This window comes from Streptomyces sp. NPDC006463 (assembly GCF_042870715.1).
Lineage (GTDB): Bacteria > Actinomycetota > Actinomycetes > Streptomycetales > Streptomycetaceae > Streptomyces.
This window is the reverse complement of record NZ_JBIAHP010000001.1, coordinates 575,246-600,788: the sequence shown is the minus strand read 5'-3', so window position 1 is coordinate 600,788 and position 25,543 is coordinate 575,246. Positions and strand designations below refer to the sequence as shown.

The following is a 25,543-nucleotide window of genomic DNA, read 5'->3' as shown; positions in this document are numbered from 1 at the left end:
TCCCCCCCCCGCGGCCCACCCGGGGGCGCCCGTGGGTCGCGGGCCGGGCGCCCGCCCGGGGGGCGGCTTCCCCCCTGGGGCTCCCCCCCCGCCGCGGCCCCCCCCCGCCGAGCTGGAGGACACGCATGCTGCGAGGGCTCACGACGATCGCGCCCGAGGCCTGACGTGGACGAAGTGCTGCGGAAACTGGCCTCCGTGGGGCCCTTCTTCGCCGTGCCGTACGGGAAGGAACCGCCCGGCCCGGGCTTCCGGCCGCTGACCGCCCTGTACGGGGAGCACCTGGGGGCGTACACCGCCGAGGTCGGGCGCCGGATCGGCAGCGGACCGGGGCGCGTGGCCGCCTCCACGGCGCACCTCGGGATCGCCTCACGGCTGTGGTCGATCGGGCTGGGGTGCGCGGCGCTGGCCGGCCGGGTGCCGGACCTGGCAGCCGACCGGGTGTGGTGGCGGCTGCCCGGCGCGGGATCACTGGAGCTGTGGCTGCCCGAGCCGGGGGAACTGCCGGCCGAGGAGCTCGGCGAGAGCGTCCTGGGGAACCTGGCCCTGCTCGACGCGGGCCTGCGGGAGCGGCTGCGGGTCTCGCCCAGGGTGCTGCGCGGCAACACCGCGTCGGGGCTGGTCGGGGCGGTCCGGATGCTGACGGACAGAGTTGAGGGCCGGGTGGCCGTGGACCTGGCGGCCGCCCTCCTGGCCGAGGACGGGCCACTGGCCGGCACCGGCACCTTCGTCCACGAGGAGGGGCTCGGGGTGGCCTTCGTACGGCGCAGCTGCTGCCTCTACTACCAGGTGCCGGGCGGCGGATTCTGCGGGGACTGCGTGCTGCGCACACGCTAGATCCCGGTCCCGGTCCCGGTCCCGGTCGCGGAACCGGCGGAGGCCGCCGGGGCGCAGCTGCGCTGCTCCCCGACGGCCCCGTCCGGCCGGAACCCCTAGAAGGTGAGGTTCCAGGAGTCGATCTTGCCGATGTCGCCGCCGGCGTTGTCGTTCACCCGGAGCTTCCAGGTGCCGACCGCGACCTCGGAGGAGGCGTTCACGGTGTAGACGGTGTTGATGTTGTCGGTGCTCCCGCCGGCGCGGTTGTGCACGGTGTACACGGTGCCGTCGGGGGCGACGAGGTCCACCTTCAGGTCACCGATGTAGGTGTGCACGATGTTCACGCCCACCTTGAGGGTGGCCGGCGCGTTGCCGGTCACCCCGCTGACGGTGATGGGGCTCTCCACGGTGGCGTTGTCGGCGATGGCGAAGTCACCGAGGTTCTCGAAGTACTTGCCGGGCGGCGGGGTGGAGCCCACAGCCTTGAGCGCGTCGACCTGGCCCTCGCCGAAGAAGCCGTTCTTGGCGGTGGTGCCCGTGCAGCGGCTGTCCGACGGGCAGGCGACGTCGTTGGCCTGGGTGGCCAGCTTGTCGCGCAGCTGCGCCGGGGTGATGCCCGGGTTGGTGCTCGCCAGCAGCGCGGCCACACCGGTCACGTGCGGGGACGCCATCGAGGTGCCGCTCATGGTGCCGTACTTGCCGCCCGGCTGGGTGCTGTAAATGCCGGTGGTGTCGCCGCCGGGAGCCGTGACGTCGATGACGTTCAGGCCGAAGTTGGAGTACGAGGCCTTCGCGGTGGTGCCCATCGCCGAGACCGTGACCACGCCCGGGAGTTCGGTCGGGATGTCGAGGCAGGCGTTGGTGATGGTGCGGGTGACCGGCGTCGAGTCGTTCGGGCTCTCGGTGTCGGTCCGCTTGTTGGCCAGGTCGATGTTGGAGTTGCCGGCCGCCGCGACCTGCAGCGAACCCTTGCCCTCCGCGTACTCCTGGGCGCGCTTGACGCCCTCGATGATCGCGGCCTGGTCGGCGTTGTCCGGGCAGTTGAACTGCCACGGGTCGGTGTAGTAGCTGTTGTTGGTGACCTTGAAGCCGTGGTCGCCCGCCCACATGAAGCCGCAGACGGTGTTCTCGGCGAAGAACAGCGAGGAGCCCGGCTCGGCGATGCGCACCGAGGAGATCTTCACGCTGGGAGCCACGCCGATGACGCCCTTGCCGTTCTTGGCGGCCGCGACCGTACCGGCCACGTGCGTGCCGTGGGTGCCCACGTCGCGCCAGGAGCCGGTGCGGGTGTCGGCCTTGCCGTACGCGCAGGACGCGGAGTCCGCCGCGTTGAAGTTCGGCGCCAGGTCCTGGTGCTGGTCGTCCACACCGGTGTCCAGGATGCCGACCTTGACGGAGGGGGAGCCGGTGGTGACGGCCCAGGCCTGGTCGGCCTTGATCTGGGTCATGTCGGCGCGGACCGGCTCGCCCGACGGGGTCGTGGCCTGCGCCGGGTTGGCGGGGAGCGCCGGGTTGTAGGCGTCCGCCGGTACGTCCGAGGTGCGGGTGGCGCCGACCTGCTGGACCCCGCTCACACCGCGCATGGTGGTGGCGAAGGAGCCGGAGGCGGAGTGGGCGACGATGACGCCGATCGCGTCGTAGTTCGCGAAGACCGTGCCGCCGTTGGCGGCGACGGCGGCACGCACCGCCGAGCTGTCACCGGGAGCGGTGATCACGAGGTAGGCACGGGTGCCGGCAACCCAGGTCGCACTCTGGGAAGTCGGGGCCGCGGCCTGGGGCGCCGCCGCGGCCGCCGGGGCGGAAGCGGAGGCGGAGGGCGAGACGGGGGCGGTGCCGGCGAGCGCGGCGGGGGCCCCGAAAGCAAGTGCGGCGCCGAGGGTGGCGGCCAGCACGAGGGTACGTCGAGGTCGGCTGGATATGTGGGGTATCAATGCGTCCTCCGATGGACCGGTGGTGCGGATGGCACCTACCGGTCCGTACGAAACGAGTGGTGGACGCAAGATGTCAGACGCGTGCCCCGGTATGGAAGTACCTTTTACAGCACGCGCGTTCTTCGGGCTGTGGCTGAAAACAGCCCCTACCGGGAGTAGTCGGGGCCGACCGGGCTGGGCACCGTGGGGGCGAGCCCTGCCCGGCCGGCCCGTGGGGGCGGACCGGCTACGCCGGTACGCGGTCCTTGTTGTCGGCCGTCTGGGGCGGTACGGCGCCCGCCGGTTCGACGTGCGCGTCGTCGACCAGCGTGGTCTCGTCGAACGGCAGCCGCCCGGCCAGCACTTCGGCGGCCCTTCCGCGGTCGAACTCCTTCGTCCACGTCCCGATGAGAACCGTGGCGACGGCGTTGCCGGCGAAGTTGGTCAGCGCCCGCGCCTCGCTCATGAACCGGTCGATGCCCACGATCAGGCCGACCCCGTCGACCAGTTCCGGCCGGTGCGACTGGAGTCCGCCGGCGAGTGTGGCGAGGCCCGCGCCGGTGACCCCGGCCGCGCCCTTCGAGGCGATGATCATGAACAGCAGCAGTGAGATCTGCTCGCCCAGCGCGAGCGGCTTGCCCATCGCCTCCGCGACGAACAGCGAGGACATCGTCAGGTAGATCGCGGTCCCGTCCAGGTTGAAGGAGTACCCGGTCGGCACCGTGATCCCGGTGACCGGGCGAGACACCCCCAGGTGCTCCATCTTCGCGATCAGCCGCGGCAGCGCCGACTCCGAGGAGGAGGTGGACAGGATCAGCAGGAACTCCCGGCTCAGGTAGCGCAGCAGGGCGAACACGCTGACCCCCGTGCACACCCGCAGCAGGGTGCCCAGCACCACGAACACGAAGATCAGACAGGTCGTGTAGAAGCCGATCATGATGACGGCGAGGGACTTCAGCGCGTCGATGCCGGTGGCTCCGACCACCGCCGCGATCGCCCCGAAGGCGCCCACCGGCGCCGCCCACATGATCATCGCCAGTACCCGGAAGACCAGCTTCTGCACGTGCCCGATGCCGCGCAGCACGGGTTCGCCCGCAGCTCCCATGGCCTGGAGCGCGAACCCGCACAGCAGCGCCACCAGCAGCGTCTGGAGCACCTGCCCGCCGGTGAAGGCGGACACCAGCGTGGTCGGGATGATCCCGAGCAGGAACTCGGGGGTGGTCTGCGCACCGCCGGCCTTGGCCTGGGCCTCGCCCGCATGACGGGCGGCCTCGGTCAGGTGCAGCCCACTGCCCGGGTCCAGCAGGTTCCCCACCAGCAGGCCGATGGCCAGGGCCACCGTGGACATCACCATGAAGTAGCCGAGGGCGAGCCCGCCCACCGCGCCCACCTTGGCGGCCTTGCGGACCGAGCCGATCCCCAGCACGATCGTGCAGAAGATCACAGGCGAGATCATCATCTTGATGAGGTTGACGAAGCCGGTGCCGAGCGGCTTGAGCTCCACGGCCACGCCGGGGGCGGCGAAGCCGACGGCGATGCCGAGGAGCACCGCGGCGATCACAGCGATGTAGAGATAGTGCGTTCTGTCGCGCCTGGCGGCCACGATGCCTCCTGTGGTGAATACGTCCCGGGAGGACCATCACCCAGCGCTGTGACCCCGGTCACCCTTGCGTTCATTGAGTTCACGAGCCGGTGCACACTGAGCGCCATGTTCCGTTTGCCCCGGCCGCCGCGCAGCCTCGCCGGCCAGCTCTTCGCCATGCAGGTGCTGCTGGTCGCCGTGGTCGTCGCAGGATGCGCCGTCTTCGCGTACGCCACCGCGCGCGGCCAGGCCGAGGAGGCCGCCCGGCGCCAGGCCGGCGCCGTGGCCCGCGCGGTCGCCGACTCCCCGTCGGTCCAGGAGGCCGTACGGGAAGCCGTGCGCGGCACCGATCCCACCCCCCGGCTCCAGCCGTACGCGGAGCGGGTCCGGATCGACTCGGGGGTGGACTTCGTGACGATCATGGATCCGGCCGGGCGGCGCTGGACCCACCCCGACCCGCGCCGGATCGGCGAGCGCTTCATGGGCAACACCGCCCCCGCCCTGCGCGGCGAGACCTTCAGCGAGACCTACACGGGCACCCTCGGGCCCTCGATCCGCGTGGTCACCCCGCTCAACAACGACGGCCACGTCGTCGGCATGGTCAGCGCGGGGATCACCGTCCGCGCGATCAGTGCGCGGCTCGCCTCCCAGCTCACCGCACTCGCCTGGGTCGCCGCCGCCGCGCTCGCGCTCGGCGGGGCGGGCACGTACATCGTCAACGCCCGGTTGCGCCGCCACACCCACGGGATGAACGCGGCCGAACTCAGCCGGATGTACGACTACCACCAGGCGGCCCTGCACGGGGTGCGCGAGGGGCTGCTGATGCTCGACGGCCAGCGCAGGATCACCCTGATCAACGACGCCGGACGGGAACTGCTGGGCCTGCGGGACGCGATGACGGGCACCGGTGTCGCCGACCTGGGGCTGCCCGCGCCGCTCACCGGGGCGCTGCTCGCGGACCGGCCCCGGGTGGACGAGGTGCACCTGACGGCCGACCGGGTGCTCGTCGTCAACAGCTCACCCGTCGCGGGCGGCGGCCGCCGGGGAACGGTGGTGACCCTGCGCGACCATACCGAACTCCAGGTACTGGCAGGGGAGTTGGATCACGAACGCGGTTTCACCCAGGCCCTGCGCTCCCAGGCCCACGAGGCGGCGAACCGGCTCCACACGGTGGTCTCGCTCATCGAACTGGGCCGCGCGCAGGAGGCGGTGGAGTTCGCCACCGCCGAACTGGAACTGGCGCAGGCGCTCACCGACGAGGTGGTCACCGCCGTCGGAGAGCCGGTGCTCGTGGCGCTGCTGCTCGGCAAGGCCGCCCAGGCGCACGAGCGGGGTGTCGAGCTGGTCGTGACCCCCGACAGCACCGCCGTCGACGGCGCGGCCGGGACCCCGCCGGCCCGGGACCTGGTCACCGTGGTCGGCAACCTCGTGGACAACGCCATGGACGCGCTCACCGGCGTTCCCGGCGGACGGATCGCGGTCACCGTGCGCTGCGGCGCCGACGGACTGCTGCTGCGCGTGGCCGACAGCGGCCCGGGCCTGCCCGAAGGGGTGGACGTGTTCCGGCGCGGCTGGTCCGGCAAGGGCGAGGGGCGCGGCCTGGGCCTGGCCCTCGTGCGGCAGGTGGCGCAACGCCACGGTGGCACCGCGGAGGCGGCCCAGCCGCCGGGCGGGGGCGCCGAGTTCACCGTACGGCTCCCCCTGCGACCGGAGCCGCGGCCGTGAGCGCGCCCGAGGTACGGGTCCTGATCGTCGAGGACGACCCCGTCGCCGCCGACGCGCACGCGCTCTACGTGGGCCGGGTCCCCGGTTTCACCGCCGTCGGCACCGTCCACTCGCTCGGGGAGGCGACCCGGGCCCTGGAGCGGACCCGCGTCGACCTGCTGCTGCTCGACCTCGGCCTGCCCGACGGGAACGGCCTGCGCTTCGCGCGCGGGCTGCGGGCCGCGGGCCATCCCGTCGACGTGATCGTGGTGACCTCGGCGCGCGACCTGGCCGTGGTCCGCGAGAGCGTCTCGCTCGGCGTGGTCCAGTACGTACTGAAGCCCTTCGCCTTCCCGACCCTGCGCGAACGGCTCCTGCGCTACGCCGAGTTCCGGGCGACGGCGGGGGAGGCGTCCGGCCAGGACGACGTGGACCGCGCGATGGCGGCCCTGCGCGCGCCCCGCCCCGCCGAGCTCCCCAAGGGGCTGAGCGCGCCGACCCTGGACCGGGTCGCCGCCCTGCTGCGGGCGGCGGCCGAGGGGCTGACCGCGGCGGGGGCGGCCGAGGCGGCCGGGATCTCCCGGATCACCGCCCGTCGGTACCTGGAGCACCTGGTGGACACCGGCCGCGCGGACCGCACTCCCCGGTACGGCCAGGTCGGCCGCCCCGAACTGCACTACCGCTGGCTCGCGGCGGCGGCCGGCTCGGTGTCGAAGGTGTAGTGCTTGCGGTGGTCCAGCATGTCGGCCGGGGTCACGTCGTTCCACGGCCGCATCGTGTCGCCCCGGTCCACGACGTTCGGTGTGCCGGCCGCCGGCAGGTAGCCGGAGTGCGGGTGTCGGGCCTGCCACTCGGCCCACAGCTTGTCCACGTAGGCGTGGTGCATCCAGAACACCGGGTCGTTGGGGGAGACGCCGGTGGCCATCTGGCCGCCGACCCACACGTGCACCCGGTTGTGCAGGTTGGCGCCGCGCCAGCCCTCCAGGCTGTTGCGGAAGCCGCCGTTCGAGGCGCTGTTCCAGGGGGCCGTGTCGTAGACGGGCATGGCGAGTACGGCCTCCACCTCCGCCTTGGTCGGCAGCTCGGCGACGCCCGCGCCGAGCGCCCGGCGCAGGTAGGCGCGCCCGTCCACCCGTACGGCTATGTCCCACTTGCCCGTCGCGTACGCGAACGGGCCGTCGAGGACCTGCCCGTCGCGGGCCCGCCCGGTGCCGCCGAGGAAGTCGGCGGCCCAGAGCGAGGAGCGGGTGGTGCGATCGGCCGTCCAGTCCCAGTAAGGGAGCGAAACGCTCGCGTCCACAGCCTGCAGAGCCGCTTCGAACTCGAGCAGAAAGCAGCGGTGCCACGGAAGAAAGGAGGGCGAGCGGTGCCCTACCCGGTCGCCCGAGTCGGTGTCGCTCATGATGAAGCCGTTGTGGGTGGTGACGAACCGGTCGTAGCGGCCGGTGCGCTTCAGTTCGAGCAGCGCGTTGCTGAAGGCGCGCTTCTCCTCGGGAGTGAGCGCGGCCTGGTTCTTGCGGACGGTCATGCCGTGCCTCCCATCGGTGCGAACGGCGCGAGCTGGGCACCCTGGAGCTCGCGTACGGCGGCTCTGGCCAGCGAGGCCGGGTCGGCGAACGTCTCGTAGTGGTTGACCACGCTGATCCAGGTGCCGTCGGCGTTCCTCATCACGTGCAGCTCGCGGCCGTCTATCCGGACGGTGGGCAGACCGGGAGAGTGGTGGCCACCGTGGTGGCCGCCCCCCTCGGTGGATATCCGGATGCGTCGGCCCTGGTACACCTCGTCGACCGGGCCGGCGGATGTGGTGGCGGCGGCCCGGGAATCGGTGGCGGCCGCGTGCGCGGTGACGCCCGCAAGGCCGAGGGCGGTGAGTGCGCCGGCAGTGGTGCCCAAGGCCTGCCGGCGGGTGATCGTGTCCATGGCCGAAGAACTATCAGGGCGTCAGGGGCAGTTGACTGCTATCCGGACATCGAGGGATAAGTTTCGCATAGAACGAATGCTGCGATCTTCCCGCCTTCGGGGCGGGTTCGGAGGCCAAGGCGAGAGGATTTTCGGTTGAAGTGCTCGTAGTCAGTAATTTTTTCGGTCGAGCCGCATGGCTACGGAGACGGTCGCGCCGCGGAGTCGGCCGGAAGGTGCGCTCCGGCGAGGCGGCCGCCATGCTCGGCGGACCGGCGCCCACGTGGCGCCGGCGCGCCCGCCGACCAGTACCTGGCGTCAGACGGCCGTTCCGCCTACCAGCGCATGTCCAGCGCGTTCAGGGCCCTCACCCGCTCCGGGGTGAGCGAGGCGGCGCGGGAGCGCTGGTTGGCGATCCAGGAGCCCAGCCGCCGCTGCCGGCCGTCGACCGGCTCCACGTGCGTACGGGGGACCCTGAGATGCCCTTCGCGGGCGTGGAACAGCCGGGCCGCCTCCAGGTGGTCCGCCCACGCGGCGGCGTGACTGCGGCGCGGCGGCGGGCGTTCCGCCTCGGTCGCCGGGGTCATCCCGAGGGTGTGCTCCAGCAGCCAACGCTGCGCCCAGGACAGCCGCTCCCAGTTCAGGCGCTGGGTACGGACCCACCCGCCCAGGTCCTCGCCCTGGACCAGCACCTCGCCGGGCACCAGTGGCAGCGCGCCGCCCGCGTCCAGACGGACCCGGTTCAGGTGGAAGGCGCGCTGCCAGGAGATCTCCCAGGCGGGACACCAGGACGCGTCGATCGCCTCGAGGGCCTCCCGCCGGTCCGCGGACAGGGCCCCCGGTCCCTCGCGGCGGGCCGCGGCCCGCTGGTTCTTGACCCATACCCCGACCGGGGCGCCGCGCCACGTCGCATCCACCGGCGGCAGCAGGTGGCCGTGCTCCGCCGCCCAGGCGCGGGCCACCGCGAGCCCCTCCTCGAACGCGACGTCGAAGTGGCTCCACACCATGCCGAGTTCGTCGAGCCGTGCCACCCGCTCACGGCCGAGCGCGCCCCGGCGGTACGTGCGGCGCGCGTCCGCGATCCACTGGCCCAGCGGGAACCGGGCCAGCCCGGGCGGCCACGCCGCGTCGCCCGCCGGCACCTTGAAGCCGAAGGGCACCTTCAGGTCCCCGGCCGTGGCCGCGTAGATCCGGGCCGCCTCGACGCCGCGCCGCCAGTGCTCGCGCTCCGGGTGCAGCACCCGCAGCCGGACGAAGGCGGCCAGCAGCGCCGGATCCCGGGGCGTGGAGAAGCTCAGCAGCGCCTGCGCCCCGGTCCCCGCACCGGAGGCCACCGCCGCCGGGGCGGCAGCCCGGCTCGGTGTCTGCGGCTGGGCCAGGGACTCGACCAGGCGGGAGTCGTGCGCCCGCAGCGCCTCCAGCAGCCGCGCGAGGTCCCCGTACGCCCGCGAGGTGAGCATCGTCTCCGGCGTCTCGTCCGGTCCCAGCAGTACGGGCACCACCAGTGAGGCGACCTTCCCCTCACCGGGCCGGATCCGCAGCGCCCGCCCGACCGCCTGCACCAGATCGGGCATGGAACCGCGTACGTCGGCCCAGTAGACGGAGTCGCACTCCTTGGTGTCCACGCCCTCGCCCAGCACCCGGACGCTGCCGAGGAAGGCCTTCTCGGCGACCCGGCCGTCCGCGAACGCGCCCAGCACCCGCCGTCGGTGGGCCGCCGTGTGCTGCCCGCACAGCCAGTCCGCCCAGACGGTACGGGGGTACACCGGGTGCGGCCGGCGGCTCGTGAGCCGCAGCCGGGCGGCCACCGCCGGGAGCCCGGCCGCGAAGGCCTCCGCCTCCTTGGTCAGGTGGTGGAAGACGAGCGTGCGCCGGAACCCCTCGTGGGCGGCCGCCTTCACCAGCGCCGTCTGCAGCGCCGCCAGCCGCGCCCCGCGCACCGCGTCCGAGCGGCCGTCCCTGCCCAGCAGGACGGCCGCCCGGAACTGCGGGTCGGTGACGTCCACGCACACCACCCGGTACGGGGCGCAGATGCCGCGGTCGATGGCCTCGGACAGGGACAGCGTGTAGCAGCGCGCGCCGAACGGCCCCCGTGGATCGTCCTCCATGGACGCCACGAGTTCGCCGCCCCGCCGCGGACCCTCACCCTCGTCGGGCGTCTCCTCGCCGTCCTGCCAGACGCGCGGCGTGGCCGTCAGGTAGAGGCGGCGCACGGCCGGGATCCGCGCGTTGTCGTGCACCACCGCCCAGGGTTTGCCGATCCGCCCCGACGTCCGGTGCGCCTCGTCGACCACGATCAGGTCCCAGCCCGGGAGTCCGGCGAGATGCGCGCGTTCGAGAGTGCCCAGGCCCAGCGAGGCGTACGTGGCGAACACCGTGAGCCGGTCCACCGACGGGCCGCCCCAGCGGGCCAGTTCGGCCGGATCGGTGGTCGTGGGCACGCCCGCGTCCTCCCCGCGCAGCGAGCACACGGCCAGGGACCGGCCGCTGCGGCCGCCCTCCCGCCAGGCTGCGACGGTCTGCACCAGCAGATCCAGGGAGGGCACCAGTACCAGCACCCGCCCGGCCCGCAGCTCCTCGGCCGAGCGGACGGCGACGAGGGACTTCCCCGAGCCCGTGGCCATGATCACCTGGGTGCGCAGACCGCTCGCGGGCACCCGGCCCCCGGCGGGCAGCTCCAGTGCCCGCACCACGGCGTCGACGGCCTCGCGCTGGTGCGGGCGGAGGTTCTTCCTCGCCATGTGTGTCACCCCGCCCCTGTGATCGGCCGGTTTGCCTCCAGCTCCTATCCTGCCCCCCATTTTGATGCAAGGCGCGGAGAAGGCGGGGAATGGCTCCAGCGAATGTCGAGCGGGTCATGTGACGACAGTCACGAAAGGGGGTGTCACGTTCGGCGGGGGTGCCGTGTCCCATGGGCATGACCGACACCAAGAAGGTACTGCTGGCCGGGGCGAGCGGAGTCCTGGGGCGCCACATCGCCGAGGCCCTCACCCGCACCGGCCACACCGTGATCGGCCTCGGCCGCGGCGCCTCGGCCGACGTGCGGGCCGACCTGATGAACCGCGACCAGCTGCTCCGCGCCGTCGACGGCCTCAAGATCGACACCGTGGTGCACGCGGCCACCGCCCTGCGCGACGCGCCGATGAGGCACAAGGACATGTTCGCGACCGACGACCTGCGGATGACCGGTACCCGGCACCTCATGGAGGCCGCCCGCGCCGTCGGAGCCCGCCGCGTCATCGCCGAGTCGATGGTCTTCGGATACGGCTACCGGGACTTCGGCGACCACGTGATCACCGAGGACGCAGACCTGTTCGGCCCGGCCGGCGACGCGGCCGTGGAACGCCACCTCGAAGGCATGCGCGTCAAGGAGCGGCTGGTCCTGGGCGCCGAGGGAATCGAGGGCGTCGCCCTGCGCTTCGGGCTCTTCTACGGCGCCGGGGGCACCGAGGCCCTCGTGGAGATGCTGCGCAAGCGGAAGATCCCGGCGGTCGCCGACCGCGGCAGGGTGCTGCCCTGGGTGGACCTCGCGGACGCCGGACGGGCCGTGGCGCTCGCCGTCGAAGGCGGCCGCGCGGGGCAGGCGTACAACATCGTCGACGACACCCCGACCGGATTCGGCGCGCACGTCAGGGCGGTCGCCGAGGCGTTCGGCGCCCCGAAGCCGCTGACCGTGCCCGCCTGGATGATGCGCCCCTTCCCGTACGCCCACCGGATGGTCATGACGAGCATGCGGGTGTCCAACGCGAAGGCGAGGGCCGAACTGGGATGGGCGCCGAGCCACGCCGGCTGCGCCGAGGCGCTGCGCGCGCTCGCCGGGCGCTGACACCGCTTGATCGATTCGCCGCGAGGGTGCCACGGTGAGGCTCATGACCGAGACTTTCGAGGAGTACCGGCGGCTGCTGTTCGGTACCGCTTACCGGATGCTGGGCAGCGTCGCCGACGCCGAGGACATCGTGCAGGACGCCTGGCTCGCGTGGCACCGCGCCGACCGGTCCGCCGTCGAGCACCCCAAGGCCTACCTGGTGCGCACCGTCACCAACCTGAGCCTGAACAGGCTCAGGTCCGCGCAGGCCGTCCGCGAGACGTACGTCGGGCCGTGGCTCCCGGAGCCCCTCCTCACCTCGCCCGACGTCGCCGAGGAGGCCGAGCTGGCCGACACCGTCTCGATGGCGGTCCTGGTCGTGCTGGAGACGCTGACCCCGACCGAGCGCGCGGTGTTCGTGCTCCGCGAGGTGTTCGGGTACGCCTACGCGGAGATCGCCGAGGTCGTCGGCAAGTCCGAGGCGAGCGTGCGCCAGTCCGCGCACCGGGCCCGCGAGCACGTGCGCGCCCGGCGCCCCCGCTTCACCGCCGAGGCCGCCGAACAACGCGCGATCGCCGAGAAGTTCCGCGCGGCCTGCGCGGGCGGGGACCTGGGCGAGGTGCTCACGCTCCTCGCCCCCGACATCGTCTCCTGGTCGGACGGCGGCGGCGTCGTCACGGCCGCCCGCCGCCCGCTGTACGGACCCGACCACGTCGCCCGCTGGTTCCTCGGCGTCCTGGCCAAGCCCGCGGTCCGGGGCGTCGAGATGCGCCTTGCCGAGATCAACGGCGAGCCCGGCCTGCTGCTGGTGCACGGCGGCGTGAACGTCGGCGCCCTCACCTTCGAGGCCGCCGACGGGCGGATCACCGCGCTGCGCCTCACCGTCAACCCGGAGAAGCTGCGCGGCCTCCGGCCCTGAACCGCGCCGGCACCCGCGTGCCGGGCCCGTCGGCGGGCGGCTCAGCGCGCTCCGAAGTTCTGCGTCCACCAGGGACCGCCCGAGCCCTGGTGGATGCCGACGCCGATGTCCTTGAAGGAGCAGTTGAGGATGTTCGCGCGGTGTCCCGGGCTCTTCATCCAGGAGTCCATGACGGACTGGGGGGTCTGCTGGCCCCGCGCGATGTTCTCCCCGTACGTCGACCAGCGGTACCCGGCGGAGGTCGTCCGGGCGCCCGGGTCCGCGCCGTCGGGGTTGGTGTGCGCGAAGAAGTTCCGGCTCGCCATGTCGTCGGAATGGCCCTGGGCGGCGGCCCGCAACTGCGGGTCCTCCTTCAGCGGGCCGCAGCCGGCCGCCGCCCGCTCGGCGTTGACCAGTGCCACGACCTGGCCCGCGACGCCCTGCGGGGCCGGAGCCGGTGCGGGCGCCGAGGCCCGCGGGGTCGGCGAGCTGCTGCGGCTCTTCGTCGGGCTCGCGGACGGGCTCGGCGAGGCGGAGGCAGACGGCGACGGGGAGGCGGACGGCGAGGGGGACGCCGAGGGCGAGGGCGACTGCGAGGGGAGGGGGGACTCGGTCGCCGAGAGGGCGGCCAGCGGGGCCGGGGGAGCGGTGTCCCCCGCCTTCTCACCGCCGGAACCGGGGAGCGTGCCGAGGTACACCAGCCCGCCGCCCGCGACGCAGGCGGCGAGCACCGCGCCGCCGATCACCCGGCGCCGGCTCTGCTTGCGCCGGCGCAGCGCGCCCCGGCCGCCGCCCGCCGTCGTCGCGTCCATGCCCAGGTGGGCCGCCGTGTCGGCGAAGTCGGCCCCGGCGCCGTCGGGGGAAGCGGAGCCCGCGGGGGCGAAGTCGGCCGTCACGGCCGAGCGCACCCCTGCCAGCAGGGCCGCCGAGACGGGGACGAGGGCCAGACCGGCCAGCAGCCCCTCCGCCGGGACCAGTCCGCTCCACAGGCCGGAGCACCGTACGCATTCCCGCGCGTGCCGGGCTATTCGCTTGCGCCACAGTGCCGAGGGCCGTCCGTCCCAGCCCGCCGCGAGCGCCCGCAGCTCCTCGCACACCGGCTGGGCGCCCAGGGCCCGTTCCACCACACGGGCCGATTCCAGCTGCGCCTTCATCCGCTGCACCCGTACGGCGGTGTGCTGCGGGGTCAGTTCCAGCGCGGCGGCCACCTCGTCCCGGGTCAGTTCCCCGGCGCACTCCAGCCACCACAGCGACAGCAGGGCCCGGTCGTCGGGCTCCAGCCAGCGCGTGGCGCGGGCCGTCTCCCGGCGCTGGCCCGCCAGCTGAAGGCGTACGACCGTCAGGTCGACGAAGTCGGCCCCCGGGTCCGCGACATCCTCGGCCGCCTCCAGGGTGCTCTCGCCGTAGCCGCTCTGCCGGGCCTGCCAGTGCGCCCGTACGCGGTTCATCGCGATCGCCACCAGCCAGGACCGGAAGCTCTCGTCCGCGCGCAGGCCGCCCAGCCCGTCGAGGGCCCGCAGCATCGTGTCCTGCACCACGTCGTCCACGTCGCAGGACCCGTTAAGGGCCCGCCCGACGATGTTGTAGACGAGCGGCAGATGGGTGCTGACGAGATCGTCCTGCGCGCGGGGATCCCCCGCGCGGGCCGCTGCCACCAGCGCTGCCGTGTGCTGAGTGCTCATGTGATGTTCCCTGTCCGTACCGGCGGTCGATGATGCCCAATGCCTGGGAGACCGTCGAGAGGGGCCTCGATAACACTTATCAGGAATTCTTGTCCGAAGAAGTTTCCGCCGCCTCCCGGTCCGGAGCGGAAGGCAGCGGGTAGCGCCTGGCCGAGGAGTCGCTCTGGGCCAGTCGGCGCAACGCCGCCAGCATGGCATCCCCCAGTACGGTGCCCACCACCACCCGCTCCACCATGTCCTCCGTGCTCCTCCCGCGCGCGACGAAGGACAGGTCGGCGCCGGCGATCCGCTCGGCGGCGGCCGCGAACTCGTCGAGGTCGTCCAGATAGTCCCCGTGCCCGACCGCCAGCAGCGAGGCCGCGGTGGCGGCCAGTGCGCGCGCCGCGGGATGGGACGCCGGGACCTGCCAGCCGCGCCGCGCGATGAGTTCCTCGACCAGGGCCCGGGCGCGTTCGCCGTTCACCGGGTCGGTGTCCGGTGCGACATCGGGGTCGACGGTACTGGCGGCCGCGCCGAGCAGGTCGTGCACCGGCCGGCCGCGGTCCTCCACCGCCTCCACCACCTTGCCGACGGAGGCGAGCGGCAGGCCGCCGACGTCGGTGAGGGCGCGGATCAAGTGCAGCCGCCGGACGTGCTCGTCGCCGTAGTGGGCCTGATTTGGGCTGGTCAACTCGCCGGCGGGCAGCAGGCCTTCGCGGAGATAGAACTTGATGGTGGGCACCGGAACACCGGTCGACCGGCTCAACTCTCCCATGCGCAAGGTGAATTCTCTCTTTCGTTCGGCCCGGGGGCTTGCGGGGACGGGCTGGATTATGGACAGTGGCGCTATCGGATAACGGATAGTTCCAGTATCCATTAGGGGGTGCAGAGTGCGGAACCACATCGAAGGATGGCATCGGCCGCTGCTCGTCTTCGCGGCGGCCATGGGAGTGCTCACGCTGGTCTCGGGGGTCGGGCTGATCGTGGACGACCGCGTGCTGGTCGGATCCCCGATCTGGCACAAGCCGTTCAAGTTCTCGGTCTCGTTCGCCTTCTACGCGCTGACGCTGGCCTGGATGCACTCACTGCTCACGCGCGGCCGGCGGACCGGCTGGTGGGCGGGCACGGTGATCGTGGCGGCGAGCGTCATCGAGATGGCGGTGATCGTCGGTCAGGTGGTGCGGGGCAAGCGCAGCCACTTCAACCAGGAAACCCCGCTCGACGGCGGCCTGTTCGCCATGATGGGGGCGACGATCGCCGTGCTCTGGCTGGCCGCCCTGCTGATCGCGGTCGTGCTGTGGCGCCAGCCGCTCGCAGACCGCGCCACCGCTTGGGCGGTACGGCTCGGCCCGCTCATCGGGCTCGCCGGACTCGCCGTCGGCTTCCTGATGGTCCAGCCCACCGAGGCCCAGTCGGCCGGACAGATCACCGACACGGTCGGCGCACACAGCGTCGGCGTCCCGGACGGCGGACCGCACCTGCCGGTCACCGGCTGGGCCGCCACCGGCGGCGACCTGCGGATCGCCCACTTCGTCGGGATGCACGCCCTCCAGGCGCTGCCGCTGCTGGCGCTCGCCCTGACCTTCGCGGCCGGGCGGTACGGCTGGGCGGCCCGCGCGGCGGTGCGCACCCGGCTCGTCCTGGTGGCGGGGGCGGGTTACGCCGCTCTGGTGGCCCTGGTCACCTGGCAGGCCCTGCGGGGGCAGGCGCTGACCTCGCCCGACACGGCGACGCTGACCGCCGTGGCCTGCCTGGCCGTCGCCGTGGCGGTGGGGGTGGCCCTCGCCCTGCGCGGCGGGGCCGCCGGGGACGATGCGGCGCGGGAGGCGGCGCCGCCGGTCGGCCGCTGATCGCCGGAGGATGGGCTTCCGCCGCGGTTCACAGCAGCGGAGCCAGCGCCTGCGTGGCCGCGCGCAGCATCGGCGCGTACGACTCGATCTCCTCCCGGGAGACCAGGAAGGTGACGGTGGTGACGCTGACCCCGCCGATCGGCCGGCCGTCCGGTCCGAGGACCGCGGAGCCGACGCAGCGGATGGTGGGCTCGTTCTCCTCGTCGTCCAGCGCGAAGCCCCGGGCGCGGACGGCCGCCAGCTGCGCGTGCAACGCCTGTGCGGTGGTGAGCGACTTCGGCGTCCGGGGTGGCAGTCCGGTGGCGGCGATGAGCTCCCGTACCTCCTCGGCGGGCAGGTGCGCCAGGATGCTCTTGCCGATGGCGGTCGTGTGCAGCGGCATGCGCATGCCGACGCGGGAGGCCGTCCGGAAGGGCTGCTCGCCCTCCAGCTTGCGGATGTAGGTGATGCTCCCGCCGCTGTGCAGGGCCAGATGGACCGTCTGTCCACCGACCGCCTGGCGCAGTTCGTCGAGGACGCGCCCGATGCTCGCCGGCTCCCCGCCGCTGACCAGTGCGGACAGGCCGCGAAGCCGTGGCCCCACCCCGTACCGGCGCTCGCCCTCCTGGCGTACGAAGCCCAGGTCGACCAGTGACGCGAGGATCCGGAAAGTACTGGACTTGGGAACGGCGGCCGCCGCCGTCACCTCGGCGAGCCGGTGCGGCCCGCCGGGCGCCGCCACCGCCTCCAGGATGCGCAGGGACTTCTCCAGCGCGGATCCGGCGGCGGAGGTGCGGCCTCCGCGCGCACCCTCCGAGGCTTCCACCGCGCCTTCTGCGGAGGCTTCTTCCGTTGACACGGCAACTCCCGCTCTGTGTAGGGTCCAGACCACACGGTTCCGGTACACGATACTGCGTTCCACTACGTGGAACATTGGGAGGGTCCCTTGTCCTGTCCCTCGACCTGCCACCCGTACGCGGCGATATCCGCCCAGCGCCTGCTGCCGGTGCTGCGCGACGCCGACGCCGACGAGGCCGTCCGCCGCACCACCGCCCTGCTCGCCGCCGGCTGCCGCGCGGTCGAGCTGACCACCTCCACCCGCGGCTGGGCCGAAGCCGTCACCCGGACCGCCCAGCTCGCCGACGCGTACGGCCGCCCCGCCCTCATCGGCGTCGGCACGGTGACAACCACCGCGCAGGCCGAGACCGCCCTGGACGCCGGCGCCGGTTTCCTGATCTCCCCGCATCCGGCTCCCGAGGTCCGCGAGGTCGCCGGGCGCCGCGAAGCCGTCTTCATCGAGGGCGCCTTCACCCCCGGCGAGATCGCCGCGGCCGTCCGGGCCGGGGGCGCAGCCAAGGTGTTCCCGGCCCACGTCGGGGGCCCGCGGTTCATCCGCTCGCTCAAGGCCGTCCTCCCGGAGGGGCTGATCATCCCGACCGGCGGGATCCGGCCCGGCGAGGTCCCCGTCTGGCTCGCCGCAGGCGCGGCCGCCGTCGGCATCGGCGGCGGCCTGCCGGCCGACCCGGCCGAACTGGCCGCCGTATTCGCCGAGCTGGCCCGTCCGTGCTGCGGGTCCCGCACCGGCTCCCCCGCGCGGGACCCGCGGTGACCGGAGGGTACGACGTCCTCGTGCTCGGCGAGGTGCTCGTCGAGATCCATGCCGGCGCCGCCCTCCGTGAGGCCGCCGACGGCACCACGGCCCGCATCTCCTACTCCGGCGACGCCCTGAACGCCGCCGCCGCGGCCGCGGCGGCCGGAGCCCGGACAGCCCTGCTCGCCGTGGTCGGCGAGGACGAGCTCAGCGTCCCGCTGCTGCGCCGCGCCGCCGAACTCGGCGTGGACGTCTCCCACGTACGCCGCGCCCCGCGCCCCAACGGCGCCTACCTGCTCTCCGCAGACACCGAAGGCGACCGGGAGTTCGTCTACTGGCGCACACAGAGCGCCGGCTCCACCCTCTCGCCCGCGCACGTCGAGTCCTGGCGCGACCTGCTGACCGCCTCCACGGCGCTCATCACCAGCGGCGTCACCGGCGCCCTGTCACCGGCCGCCCACGACGCGGTGCTGGCCGCCGCGCACCTCGTGCACGGGGCCGGCGGGCACCTCTCGTACGACCCCAACTTCCGCCCCCGGCTGACCGGCCGGGACCGGGCCCGGGAACTGCTGGCCGCCGTCGCCCCGTTGACCGGACTGCTCAAGACGTCCTGCCCGGCCGACGCGCTCGCCCTCGTGGACACCGGCGACCCGCGCACCGCCGCCGCCCGCTACCGCGCGCTCGGCGCCCGTACGGTCGTGGTCACCGCAGGCGCCGGCCGGCTGCTGCTGGACGACGGTACGGGGGCCCGGTACGAGGCCGTGCCCGTGAACCCGGCTCCGGTCGACGCGACCGGGGCCGGGGACTGCCTCACCGGCACCACCACCGCCCGGCTCGCCCTCGGCGACAGCCTCGCGGACGCGGTGGCCTACGGAACGGCGGCCGCCTCCCTTTCCGTCTCCGGCCGCGGGGGCACCGGGCGCGTCCCCGCCTTCACGCAGACGGTGGCGCTGGCGGCCGAACACCGCAGGATCACAGGGAGCCGAGCAGCGCGATCTCCTCGGCGGTGAAACGCACGGACCCCGCGGCGATGTTCTCGACGAGGTGGTCCGGGTTCCCCGTACCCGGGATGGCCAGGACGTGCGGACCGCGGTTCAGCGTCCACGCCAGGCGCAGCTGGGCCGCCGACACCCCGTGGGCCTCGGCCACCGCCCGTACCTCGGGGCCGTCCTCGACGGTCACTCCCGCCTCCTTGCCCGCGCCCGCGATCGCGAAGAACGGTACGAAGGCGACGCCCTGTTCCCCGCACGCCTCCAGGAAGGCGTGGTCCTCCGCCGGCGACCCGATCCCGTACGGGTTCTGCACGCAGACCACAGGAGCGATGGCCTGCGCCTCGGCGAGGTGGTCGGGCCGGGCGTTGGAGATGCCCAGGTGCCGGATCAGACCGGCCGTGCGGAGCTCGGCGAGCGCCCCGAAGTGCTCGGCGACCGACCCGGTCGTCTCGCGGCGCGGGACTCGCAGATTGACCACGTCCAGGTGGTCCCGGCCCAGCTGGCGCAGGTTCTCCTCCACCTGGCCGCGCAGCTGCCCGGGCTCGGCCCACCACCACTGCCCGGCGGCGTCGCGGCCCGGCCCGACCTTGGTCGTGATGACGAGGTCGTCGGCGTACGGGGCGAGCGCCCGGTTGATCAGTTCGTTGGCGGAGCGCAGCGGGGAGAAGTAGAAAGCGGCGGTGTCGATGTGGTTCACGCCGAGCTCGACGGCGCGGCGCAGCACGCCGGTCACCCGCTCACGGTCGCTCGGGGAGCCATCGGCGAGATGGGTCAGCCGCATCGCGCCGAAGCCGATCCGGTTGACGGTCAGGTCGCCGAGCTGCCAGGTGCCCGCGTCGGCCGCGATGATCGTCTTTGAAGTCATGCGCCGACCGTAGCGGGTTCGGCCACCCAGCCCGCGGCGAGGACCAGCCGCGAGGTCCGGTGGACGGCGAGGAAGCCGAAGGGCCGGTCGAAGCGGACCTCGGCCCGCCGGGCCCGGTAGCGCAGGCGCGGTATGGCTGCGCCGCCGGGGCAGGCCGCGAGTGCGGTGACGGCGGCGTCCTCGAAGCCGGTCGCGTGGAACCGGGCCAGCGCCGACTGTCCGGCCGCCCCGATCGCCAGCGGCCTCGGGCTGACGCCCGGGAAGTGCCCGTGGTCCTGGTCCCGCGCCGTCTCCAGCCCGAACAGCCCGGCGTGGTCGAGGAGGTTGTGTTCCGCCCGCACCTCGAAGGCGACGGTCTCGATGCGCAGCCGGGGTTCGGGCGTCTCGGCCCGCACGGTGGCCAAGGCCAGGCCGGGGCCGGGGTTCCCGTCGGGGAGCAGACTCGCGCCGGTGGTCGGCAGCGCCCGGGTGAGCGCATCGATCCCGGTGGCGAGCACCGCGTCGGCGGCCGCGTCGGGCTCGCCCAGCACGAGGTGTACGTCCACCCCGCCGCTGCCGACGACCTCCAGCACGGTGACCGCGCCGTGCGGCCCCCGGGCCACTGTCACCCGGTCGAGCAGGCTGGTGGATCGGTACAGGACGGTCGCGTCGCGTCCGGCCCACGGGCCCCGCTGCAGGGTGCCGGAGTCCTCGTCGAACGGCTGGAGCCACCGCAGCCCCAGCGCGAGCGCCGAGGCCAGGACCAGCAGGGCGTCCTTGCCCAGGGGCACCGGCAGTCGCCCGATCAGCCTGCCCGTACGGTCCGCCGCCCACGCGTCCAACGCCTGGCGGTCGGTGTCCTCGTCGCCGGTCAGGACGCCCCGGGCGCCGGGCGGGAGATGCGCCGACCAGGCGTCCTCCAGCGGGAGTTCCGCCGCGGTCCACAGCCCCGTCGCCGCCTGGAGGCCCCGTACGCCTGCCAGGGCGGCCAGCAGTTCCCGTGCGGCCCCGGCCCCGTCCTCGGCGGGTATGCCGAGCGCCTCCGCCAGTTCGGCGCGGGCCGGGCCGGCCGAGCCGTCCGCGAGGAGGGCGAGCAGCGGCCAGACCCCGGCCGCGGTGAAGACCGTGCCGGAGCCGCCCCCGGCCGGATCGGCGTGCTCGGCCCAGCGCTTCGTGAGGCGGTTGACCGCCCGTACCGTCGAATTCCTCATGCGGGGGACGGTACGTGGAGGGACGCCGCCGGGCCGGATGGTTTTCCGCGGCCCGGCGGCGCCGGTCGGTGGCTGGTCGGCGAACGGTCAGCGGCCGCGCAGGCCGCGGTCGACGGCCGTCATCAGCTCGCCGTCGGCGGTGTCCGCGTCCAGTGACCAGAACATCGCACCGCCCAGACCCTGTTCGCGGACGTAGCCGGTCTTGGCGCGCAGCACCTGCGGGTCGTCGTACGTCCAGAGGGTGGCGCCGTCGAACAGCCAGGCGTGCCCGCCACGCCGGTCGCGGTAGACCTCGTAGGTCCCCGAGTCGGCCAGCTTCTTCAGCACCTTGAAGTCCTCGTACCCCGCGGACCAGGTGGCCGGCGCCGGGCCCGTGGCGGGCTGCCCCATGCCGTCCCCGCCGCCGCTGACGCCCGTCCAGCCCTGTCCGTAGAACGGCATGCCCACAACCAGCTTGTGCGCGGGCGCGCCGCGCCGCCGCCACGCCTCCACCGTGCCGTCCACGCTGAAGTCACCCCGGGCGCGGAGGGCGGACTGCTGGGCGGTGGTGGGTTCGCCGGAGACGTGGAAGTCGTAGCCCTGGAGGGTCACGAAGTCGAGGTCGCGCATGATCCGGCGGACGTCGAAGCCCGCGTCGATCTTGGCGGGGGCGGCCGGGACGAAGGCCGTCAGCTCGTACGCCGACTCCTTGTCCCGGCTCCGTGCGTACGCGTCGAGCTGCGTGCGGAACTCCTTGACGAGGGCGGCGAAGTTCTGCTTGTCCTCGGGCCGGAACTTCGTGTCGGCGTCACCGGCCGAGCCGGGCCATTCCCAGTCGAGGTCGATGCCGTCGAACAGGCCGGCCGCCGCGCCCGCGCCGCCGCGGGTGCCGTCCTGCGGCAGATTGCCCTTGATGTAGAGGTCGATGCAGGACTCGACGAAGGCCTTGCGGGAGGCGGGGGTCAGCGCGGCGTCCGAGAAGTGCGTGGACCAGCTCCAGCCGCCCAGCGAGATCAGTACCTTGAGGCCGGGGTGCCGCGCCTTGAGCTCGCGCAGCTGGTTGAAATTGCCGGCGAGCGGCTGCTCCCAGGTGTCGGCCACGCCGTCGACCGAGTTCTCGGCGTCGAGCGGCCGGACGTAGTCCGCCCAGGCGTCGGCCTCTCCGGGCACGTTCCCGGTGAAGCACTTGCCTTCCGGACTGACGTTGCCGAAGGCGTAGTTGATGTGCGTGAGTTTGCCGGCGGAACCGTTCGCCTCAAGGTCCTGGACCTGGAAGTCCCGTCCGTAGACGCCCCATTGGGTGAAGTAGCCGACCTTCCGGTACGAACGGTCGTGGCCGCCCGCCGCGTCGGCTCCGGTGTCCGCGCCGGCGGTGGCGGTGGGCGCGAAGGCGGTCAGCAGGGAGAGGGAGCAGGCGGCGACGGCCAGCCTGCCGAGCATGCTGCGGCGCATGGGCTTCCTTTACGGATGCGGGAGTGGGGCGTGAGCGCGTGCGCGGTGCAAGCCGGAAACTATTGGTCTGGACCAGGGTGGGTCAAGGGTGTGGTCGGGCGTGCGGGGTCGGCCACCCGGACCGGGGTCACGTCGAGGGCCGAGGATTTTCCACCCGATTGATCGAAGAATTTGGTGGATCTTCGGCCCGAGCCGTGTCATCGTTGGTCTCGCCGAAGGGGTGTAGCTCAGCTGGTCAGAGCGCCGGTCTCCAAAACCGAAGGCCGCAGGTTCGAATCCTGCCGCCCCTGCCATGCAGTACAGCGGCTCTGCCGTAAACGCCCAGTTGAGAGGCCTTCTCCCAGCTGGGCGTTGTCATGTCAGGAAGCATCCGCCGGCCTCTGGTTGGAGTCTGCTGGCGGTGTGCTGGGCGGGTCGTCCCCTGAATGGCTCCTACGGGAACCAGGTAAAGGCCAGGTTCGCCCGCCCGCTCCGAAGCTCCGAAGTGACCGCCGTGATGGCGCTCCTCAGGCAGCTGGCCGTCAGCGCCGACGAGGAGGCGTGGCGGACGGTCGGCGACGTACTGCACCGGATCGGCAGTCGGCTTCCCTCGCCGTAGCCGCACGCGCGACGACCCTCCCGTGGGGAGGTTCGGGAGGGGCGCCGGCCCGGCCTGGTCCGGTGGCTGAACCGTAGACCCGCAGGCCGGTGGCGCGGTAGACATGTGGCAAAGGGAGTTCCGGATCCCTGATTCCCGCGTCTCCGCTGGTTGAATCTTCGATTATCACGGTTTGGGAACAGCCGCCCCCTCACCCCCAGACCCTCATACGGTGACCAGGTTCGCACCAGTTCCCGTGGGGGTTTCATGTCCAACCAGTTCCCGTCGCCCGGCCAACCGCAGCAGCCCGGATACGGCTACCCGCCGCCGGGCCAGACGGGATACGGCTACCCGCCCCCGCCGCCCGCGCCGAGGAAGTCCAACACCGGGAAGATCGTCGGGCTTTCCATCCTCGGCTTCGTCGTGCTCCTCGTCATCGTCGGGGCGCTCTCCGGGGGCGAGAACGCCGACACGGCGACGAAGGACCCCAAGGCGCCGGCCGGCGTATCGTCGGCACCGGCGAACGCCCCGGAGGCCGCGCCGTCGGCGAAGCCGGAGAAGAAGGCCGCAGTGGCAGTCGTCGCGAAGAAGGCGGAGTTCGAGAAGAGCATTCTTGCGCAGGGCAGCGACTACACGAGCGTGTCCGTCACAGTCACGAACAACTCGTCGAAGCCGATCGATGTCAACCCGCTGTACTTCACGATCACCGACACCAACGGCACCAAGCACGTCGCCGAACTCGCCGCCGACGAGAACCAGATCGACACCGTCGAGCTGGCGCCGGGCGAGAACATCACCGGCGTGATCACCGGGAAGGGCGCGTTCACGCCGAAGTCGGTCACGTACACAGACGGTCTGATCGGCGACACCGTCCGCGCCGAGGTGTCCTAGCCCATCTCAGCCCACCTGACTGTGTACACCCTTGCCCGCCTAGCAGTTGGCGCCAGTGGCATGAAGAAGTCCCCGCCCAGGGACGGGGACTTGATCGCCGACCCAAGTCGCTTCAGCGGGACTCGGACCCGCGACCGCCGTCCGTCGCCCAGGCGATCGCCGATTGCTCTGCCACTGAACTACGAAGGGCCCCGCTCAGTGTGGCACTCGGCGCCGACAGGCGTCAGTTGGCTTTCACGGGAAGGCTGTCGACCACGCGTTCAGGCAGCGTGACGCCGTACTCCTCGCGGGCCCATCCGCTGAACCGCCACCGCGCGATCAGTCGGAGTTGCTCGCGGTCTTCGTCGGTTACGTCGTCCCAGCAGCGGCGCGGATACGGCATGGAGACGTGGCACAGCTGCCCCTGTACGGTGCCGGTGACGGTAAGGCGGACGGTGTCTTCCACGGGCTCCCTCTCGTAGGGTGCCCAGTGTGACAGTCGGAGCCGTCTCACCTGGCCAGGCAGCGCATAACGCCGGGCCACGTGTGTCCCGGTGCCGTTCCAAGTACGCGATGGCCAGAAGGAGGCCGTCTGCGGTCACATGTCACGGGGCCGGTCAGCCCGGACCGGGCCTTCCCCAGGACGGGTTGACGAGGCTGGGCAGGTCGAGGAGCGAGTCGACGGAGTAGTCGGCGACCCGCTGGACGGTCTCGTCGTCCGCCCACCAGTGGCCCCAAGGGCCGCGGCGCAGGTGTGCGGTGAGCAGGCCGGCCTCGGCGGCGGGGAAGATGTCGTCCTGCGGGTGGTCGCCGACGTACAGCGTCTGATGCGCGGGTGCGCCGGAGACGCCGGTGACCCGATGGAAGAAGTCGAGGCTGGGCTTGGCGACGCCCCACTCGCCGGAGGTGACGATCAGGTCGGCAGGCAGGTCGAGGGCGCGCAGGAGATCCCCCGTCGTGCGGGACCGGTTGCCCGCGATGACGACGCGGACCCCGGCCGCCCGCAGAGCGGTGAGTGCGGGGCGGACGTCGTCGTACAGGTCGGTCTCGTCGAGTCGCTCGCCGCGGCCGGCTGCCTCGCGGGCCCGGTATTCGGCGCCGACGTCGATGCCGGGTTTCAGGAGGCGAAGGGCGTCGGCGTCGTCGCGGCCGTCTACGACCGCGGCCCCGACCAGGGCGGACACCGTGTGGCGGGGGACGTCGAGCCAGTCGGCCCAGGCGGCCCAGTAGCGGTCGTCCTTGGTGAGGGTCTCGCCGACGTCGAGCACGACAGTGCGAATCATGCGGGCGAGCCTACGGCGTGGTGGCTCCGGCCCGGTTACGGCTACCCGCCCCCGCGGCCGACCGCCCCCGCGGCCGACCGCCCCCGCGGCCGACCGCCCCCGCGGCCGACCGGCCGCGGGGGCGAGAGGACGCTCTACGCGGCGCCGTCCTCCTGGTATCCGTACGGGCGGGTGATGATCTCCATCCCGTGGCCCGCCGGGTCCGTGAAGTACACGCCGCGGCCCCCGTCGTTGTGGTTGATCTCGCCGGGGTGCTTGCCGTGCGGGTCGGCGAAGTAGGCGACCCCCGCCGCCTGGATCTTCCCGAAGGCCACGTCGAACTCCTCCTCGGAGAGGAGGAACGCGTAGTGCTGCACGGTGATGGACCCGGCCGGGATGGTCGCGAAGTCCAGGGTGACGCCGTTGGCCGTCTCCACGGGAATGAAGGGACCCCACTCGGTCCCGATCTCGAGGCCGAGGATGTGCGCAAGGAATTCGGCGGACTCCCGGTTGTCACGGGAGTGGATGATCGTGTGGTTCAGTGCGACTGACATGAGTGAATGCCTCCGAAAGGCACGTCGCGGTCACCTCCATGCCTCACCCAGCCGGTGACCGACACGCGATGCCGCGCTCACGATCCTAACCTCACCGTTTCATGTGGCGT

At 72.9% G+C, this 25,543-nt stretch carries 23 protein-coding genes and 1 tRNA gene; 10 read left to right on the top strand and 14 right to left on the bottom strand.

Annotated elements, in window-relative coordinates:
• The first annotated feature begins 165 nt into the window (after positions 1-165).
• Entirely contained in the window at positions 166-834 is a 669-nt protein-coding gene (locus ACFYOB_RS02905) for a (2Fe-2S)-binding protein (protein WP_388553547.1), read from the top strand.
• Positions 835-929: 95 nt separating this feature from the next.
• Here the strand turns inward: ACFYOB_RS02905 and ACFYOB_RS02900 are convergent, their stop codons facing one another.
• Together ACFYOB_RS02900 and ACFYOB_RS02895 are read right to left on the bottom strand one after the other, a co-directional pair.
• Positions 930-2,705 carry a S8 family serine peptidase gene (locus ACFYOB_RS02900; protein ID WP_388553545.1) on the bottom strand — a complete coding sequence of 592 codons (1,776 nt, stop codon included), beginning with the start codon at positions 2,703-2,705 and terminating at the stop codon, positions 930-932.
• Positions 2,706-2,970: 265 nt separating this feature from the next.
• Positions 2,971-4,326 (bottom strand): cation:dicarboxylate symporter family transporter, encoded by a 1,356-nt coding sequence (locus tag ACFYOB_RS02895; RefSeq protein ID WP_388553543.1) that lies wholly within the window; start codon positions 4,324-4,326, stop codon positions 2,971-2,973.
• 105 nt (positions 4,327-4,431) lie between these two features.
• Here ACFYOB_RS02895 and ACFYOB_RS02890 point away from each other — a divergent pair, with 105 nt between their 5' ends.
• Positions 4,432-6,030, top strand: coding sequence for an ATP-binding protein (locus tag ACFYOB_RS02890; protein WP_388553541.1), 1,599 nt, complete (start codon positions 4,432-4,434; stop codon positions 6,028-6,030).
• Complete coding sequence (locus ACFYOB_RS02885) at positions 6,027-6,731, top strand: response regulator (RefSeq protein ID WP_388553538.1); 705 nt, start codon at positions 6,027-6,029, stop codon at positions 6,729-6,731. The genes ACFYOB_RS02890 and ACFYOB_RS02885 overlap by 4 nt, the downstream gene beginning before the upstream one ends.
• Here ACFYOB_RS02885 and ACFYOB_RS02880 read toward each other — a convergent pair.
• The 3 genes from ACFYOB_RS02880 to ACFYOB_RS02870 form a co-directional block, all read right to left on the bottom strand.
• Positions 6,686-7,537 (bottom strand): tyrosinase family protein, encoded by an 852-nt coding sequence (locus ACFYOB_RS02880; RefSeq protein WP_388553535.1) that lies wholly within the window; start codon positions 7,535-7,537, stop codon positions 6,686-6,688. The genes ACFYOB_RS02885 and ACFYOB_RS02880 overlap by 46 nt on opposite strands.
• Positions 7,534-7,929, bottom strand: coding sequence for a tyrosinase family oxidase copper chaperone (locus ACFYOB_RS02875; RefSeq protein WP_388553532.1), 396 nt, complete (start codon positions 7,927-7,929; stop codon positions 7,534-7,536). The genes ACFYOB_RS02880 and ACFYOB_RS02875 overlap by 4 nt, the downstream gene beginning before the upstream one ends.
• Before the next feature lie 314 nt (positions 7,930-8,243).
• Entirely contained in the window at positions 8,244-10,649 is a 2,406-nt protein-coding gene (locus ACFYOB_RS02870; protein WP_388553529.1) for a Helicase associated domain protein, read from the bottom strand.
• 176 nt (positions 10,650-10,825) lie between these two features.
• On the opposite strand from ACFYOB_RS02870, the gene ACFYOB_RS02865 reads away from it, so the two are divergent.
• Entirely contained in the window at positions 10,826-11,734 is a 909-nt protein-coding gene (locus tag ACFYOB_RS02865) for an NAD-dependent epimerase/dehydratase family protein (RefSeq protein ID WP_388553526.1), read from the top strand.
• Positions 11,735-11,777: 43 nt separating this feature from the next.
• Positions 11,778-12,632 carry an RNA polymerase sigma-70 factor gene (locus ACFYOB_RS02860; protein ID WP_388553524.1) on the top strand — a complete coding sequence of 285 codons (855 nt, stop codon included), beginning with the start codon at positions 11,778-11,780 and terminating at the stop codon, positions 12,630-12,632.
• Positions 12,633-12,673: 41 nt separating this feature from the next.
• Here the strand turns inward: ACFYOB_RS02860 and ACFYOB_RS02855 are convergent, their stop codons facing one another.
• The gene (locus ACFYOB_RS02855; RefSeq protein WP_388553522.1) at positions 12,674-14,293 is read right to left on the bottom strand and encodes a sigma-70 family RNA polymerase sigma factor; all 1,620 of its coding nucleotides are present in this window, start codon (positions 14,291-14,293) and stop codon (positions 12,674-12,676) included.
• 79 nt (positions 14,294-14,372) lie between these two features.
• Positions 14,373-15,014: a MerR family transcriptional regulator gene (locus ACFYOB_RS02850; RefSeq protein ID WP_388553519.1), complete on the bottom strand. Its 642-nt coding sequence runs from the start codon at positions 15,012-15,014 to the stop codon at positions 14,373-14,375.
• A 202-nt stretch (positions 15,015-15,216) separates the two neighbouring features.
• Between ACFYOB_RS02850 and ACFYOB_RS02845 the strand changes: the two genes are divergently transcribed.
• A complete protein-coding gene (locus ACFYOB_RS02845; protein ID WP_388554031.1) occupies positions 15,217-16,122 on the top strand; it encodes a hypothetical protein in 906 nt (301 codons plus the stop codon).
• Between the two features lie 28 nt (positions 16,123-16,150).
• Here ACFYOB_RS02845 and ACFYOB_RS02840 read toward each other — a convergent pair whose 3' ends face one another.
• Positions 16,151-16,960 carry an IclR family transcriptional regulator gene (locus ACFYOB_RS02840; RefSeq protein WP_388553516.1) on the bottom strand — a complete coding sequence of 270 codons (810 nt, stop codon included), beginning with the start codon at positions 16,958-16,960 and terminating at the stop codon, positions 16,151-16,153.
• An 87-nt stretch (positions 16,961-17,047) separates the two neighbouring features.
• Between ACFYOB_RS02840 and ACFYOB_RS02835 the strand changes: the two genes are divergently transcribed.
• Together ACFYOB_RS02835 and ACFYOB_RS02830 are read left to right on the top strand one after the other, a co-directional pair.
• Positions 17,048-17,710 carry a bifunctional 4-hydroxy-2-oxoglutarate aldolase/2-dehydro-3-deoxy-phosphogluconate aldolase gene (locus tag ACFYOB_RS02835; protein WP_388553513.1) on the top strand — a complete coding sequence of 221 codons (663 nt, stop codon included), beginning with the start codon at positions 17,048-17,050 and terminating at the stop codon, positions 17,708-17,710.
• Positions 17,707-18,702, top strand: a complete 996-nt coding sequence (locus tag ACFYOB_RS02830) for a PfkB family carbohydrate kinase (protein WP_388553510.1) — start codon at positions 17,707-17,709, stop codon at positions 18,700-18,702. The genes ACFYOB_RS02835 and ACFYOB_RS02830 overlap by 4 nt, the downstream gene beginning before the upstream one ends.
• On the opposite strand, the gene ACFYOB_RS02825 is transcribed toward ACFYOB_RS02830, so the two are convergent.
• The 3 genes from ACFYOB_RS02825 to ACFYOB_RS02815 all read right to left on the bottom strand — a co-directional run bounded on the left by ACFYOB_RS02825 (position 18,665) and on the right by ACFYOB_RS02815 (position 22,170).
• Entirely contained in the window at positions 18,665-19,549 is an 885-nt protein-coding gene (locus ACFYOB_RS02825) for an aldo/keto reductase (RefSeq protein WP_388553507.1), read from the bottom strand. The genes ACFYOB_RS02830 and ACFYOB_RS02825 overlap by 38 nt on opposite strands.
• Positions 19,546-20,739: a serpin family protein gene (locus ACFYOB_RS02820; protein WP_388553505.1), complete on the bottom strand. Its 1,194-nt coding sequence runs from the start codon at positions 20,737-20,739 to the stop codon at positions 19,546-19,548. Before ACFYOB_RS02820 ends, ACFYOB_RS02825 begins: the two co-directional genes overlap by 4 nt.
• 87 nt (positions 20,740-20,826) lie before the next feature.
• Complete coding sequence (locus ACFYOB_RS02815; protein ID WP_388553503.1) at positions 20,827-22,170, bottom strand: glycoside hydrolase family 18 protein; 1,344 nt, start codon at positions 22,168-22,170, stop codon at positions 20,827-20,829.
• 216 nt (positions 22,171-22,386) lie between these two features.
• On the opposite strand from ACFYOB_RS02815, the gene ACFYOB_RS02810 reads away from it, so the two are divergent.
• Both ACFYOB_RS02810 and ACFYOB_RS02805 read left to right on the top strand, forming a co-directional pair.
• Positions 22,387-22,463: transfer RNA gene (locus ACFYOB_RS02810), tRNA-Trp, on the top strand.
• A gap of 551 nt (positions 22,464-23,014) precedes the next feature.
• On the top strand, positions 23,015-23,638 hold the full coding sequence (locus ACFYOB_RS02805) for a DUF4352 domain-containing protein (RefSeq protein WP_388553500.1): 624 nt from the start codon (positions 23,015-23,017) through the stop codon (positions 23,636-23,638).
• Between the two features lie 223 nt (positions 23,639-23,861).
• Here the strand turns inward: ACFYOB_RS02805 and ACFYOB_RS02800 are convergent, their stop codons facing one another.
• The 3 genes from ACFYOB_RS02800 to ACFYOB_RS02790 all read right to left on the bottom strand — a co-directional run bounded on the left by ACFYOB_RS02800 (position 23,862) and on the right by ACFYOB_RS02790 (position 25,433).
• Positions 23,862-24,083, bottom strand: coding sequence for a hypothetical protein (locus ACFYOB_RS02800; protein WP_388553498.1), 222 nt, complete (start codon positions 24,081-24,083; stop codon positions 23,862-23,864).
• A gap of 151 nt (positions 24,084-24,234) precedes the next feature.
• Entirely contained in the window at positions 24,235-24,900 is a 666-nt protein-coding gene (locus ACFYOB_RS02795) for an HAD family hydrolase (protein ID WP_388553495.1), read from the bottom strand.
• A gap of 134 nt (positions 24,901-25,034) precedes the next feature.
• Positions 25,035-25,433, bottom strand: a complete 399-nt coding sequence (locus ACFYOB_RS02790) for a VOC family protein (protein WP_388553493.1) — start codon at positions 25,431-25,433, stop codon at positions 25,035-25,037.
• Positions 25,434-25,543: the final 110 nt, after the last annotated feature.

Excerpts from the sequence above, each read along its gene's own strand:
- ACFYOB_RS02890 (WP_388553541.1), top strand. The coding sequence starts at position 4,432 with ATGTTCCGTTTGCCCCGGCCGCCGCGCAGCCTCGCCGGCCAGCTCTTC.
- ACFYOB_RS02880 (WP_388553535.1), bottom strand. The coding sequence starts at position 7,537 with ATGACCGTCCGCAAGAACCAGGCCGCGCTCACTCCCGAGGAGAAGCGC.
- ACFYOB_RS02875 (WP_388553532.1), bottom strand. The coding sequence starts at position 7,929 with ATGGACACGATCACCCGCCGGCAGGCCTTGGGCACCACTGCCGGCGCA.
- ACFYOB_RS02870 (WP_388553529.1), bottom strand. The coding sequence starts at position 10,649 with ATGGCGAGGAAGAACCTCCGCCCGCACCAGCGCGAGGCCGTCGACGCC.
- ACFYOB_RS02865 (WP_388553526.1), top strand. The coding sequence starts at position 10,826 with ATGACCGACACCAAGAAGGTACTGCTGGCCGGGGCGAGCGGAGTCCTG.
- ACFYOB_RS02860 (WP_388553524.1), top strand. The coding sequence starts at position 11,778 with ATGACCGAGACTTTCGAGGAGTACCGGCGGCTGCTGTTCGGTACCGCT.
- ACFYOB_RS02855 (WP_388553522.1), bottom strand. The coding sequence starts at position 14,293 with ATGAGCACTCAGCACACGGCAGCGCTGGTGGCAGCGGCCCGCGCGGGG.
- ACFYOB_RS02845 (WP_388554031.1), top strand. The coding sequence starts at position 15,217 with ATGGGAGTGCTCACGCTGGTCTCGGGGGTCGGGCTGATCGTGGACGAC.
- ACFYOB_RS02825 (WP_388553507.1), bottom strand. The coding sequence starts at position 19,549 with ATGACTTCAAAGACGATCATCGCGGCCGACGCGGGCACCTGGCAGCTC.
- ACFYOB_RS02820 (WP_388553505.1), bottom strand. The coding sequence starts at position 20,739 with ATGAGGAATTCGACGGTACGGGCGGTCAACCGCCTCACGAAGCGCTGG.
- ACFYOB_RS02815 (WP_388553503.1), bottom strand. The coding sequence starts at position 22,170 with ATGCGCCGCAGCATGCTCGGCAGGCTGGCCGTCGCCGCCTGCTCCCTC.
- ACFYOB_RS02805 (WP_388553500.1), top strand. The coding sequence starts at position 23,015 with ATGTCCAACCAGTTCCCGTCGCCCGGCCAACCGCAGCAGCCCGGATAC.
- ACFYOB_RS02795 (WP_388553495.1), bottom strand. The coding sequence starts at position 24,900 with ATGATTCGCACTGTCGTGCTCGACGTCGGCGAGACCCTCACCAAGGAC.
- ACFYOB_RS02790 (WP_388553493.1), bottom strand. The coding sequence starts at position 25,433 with ATGTCAGTCGCACTGAACCACACGATCATCCACTCCCGTGACAACCGG.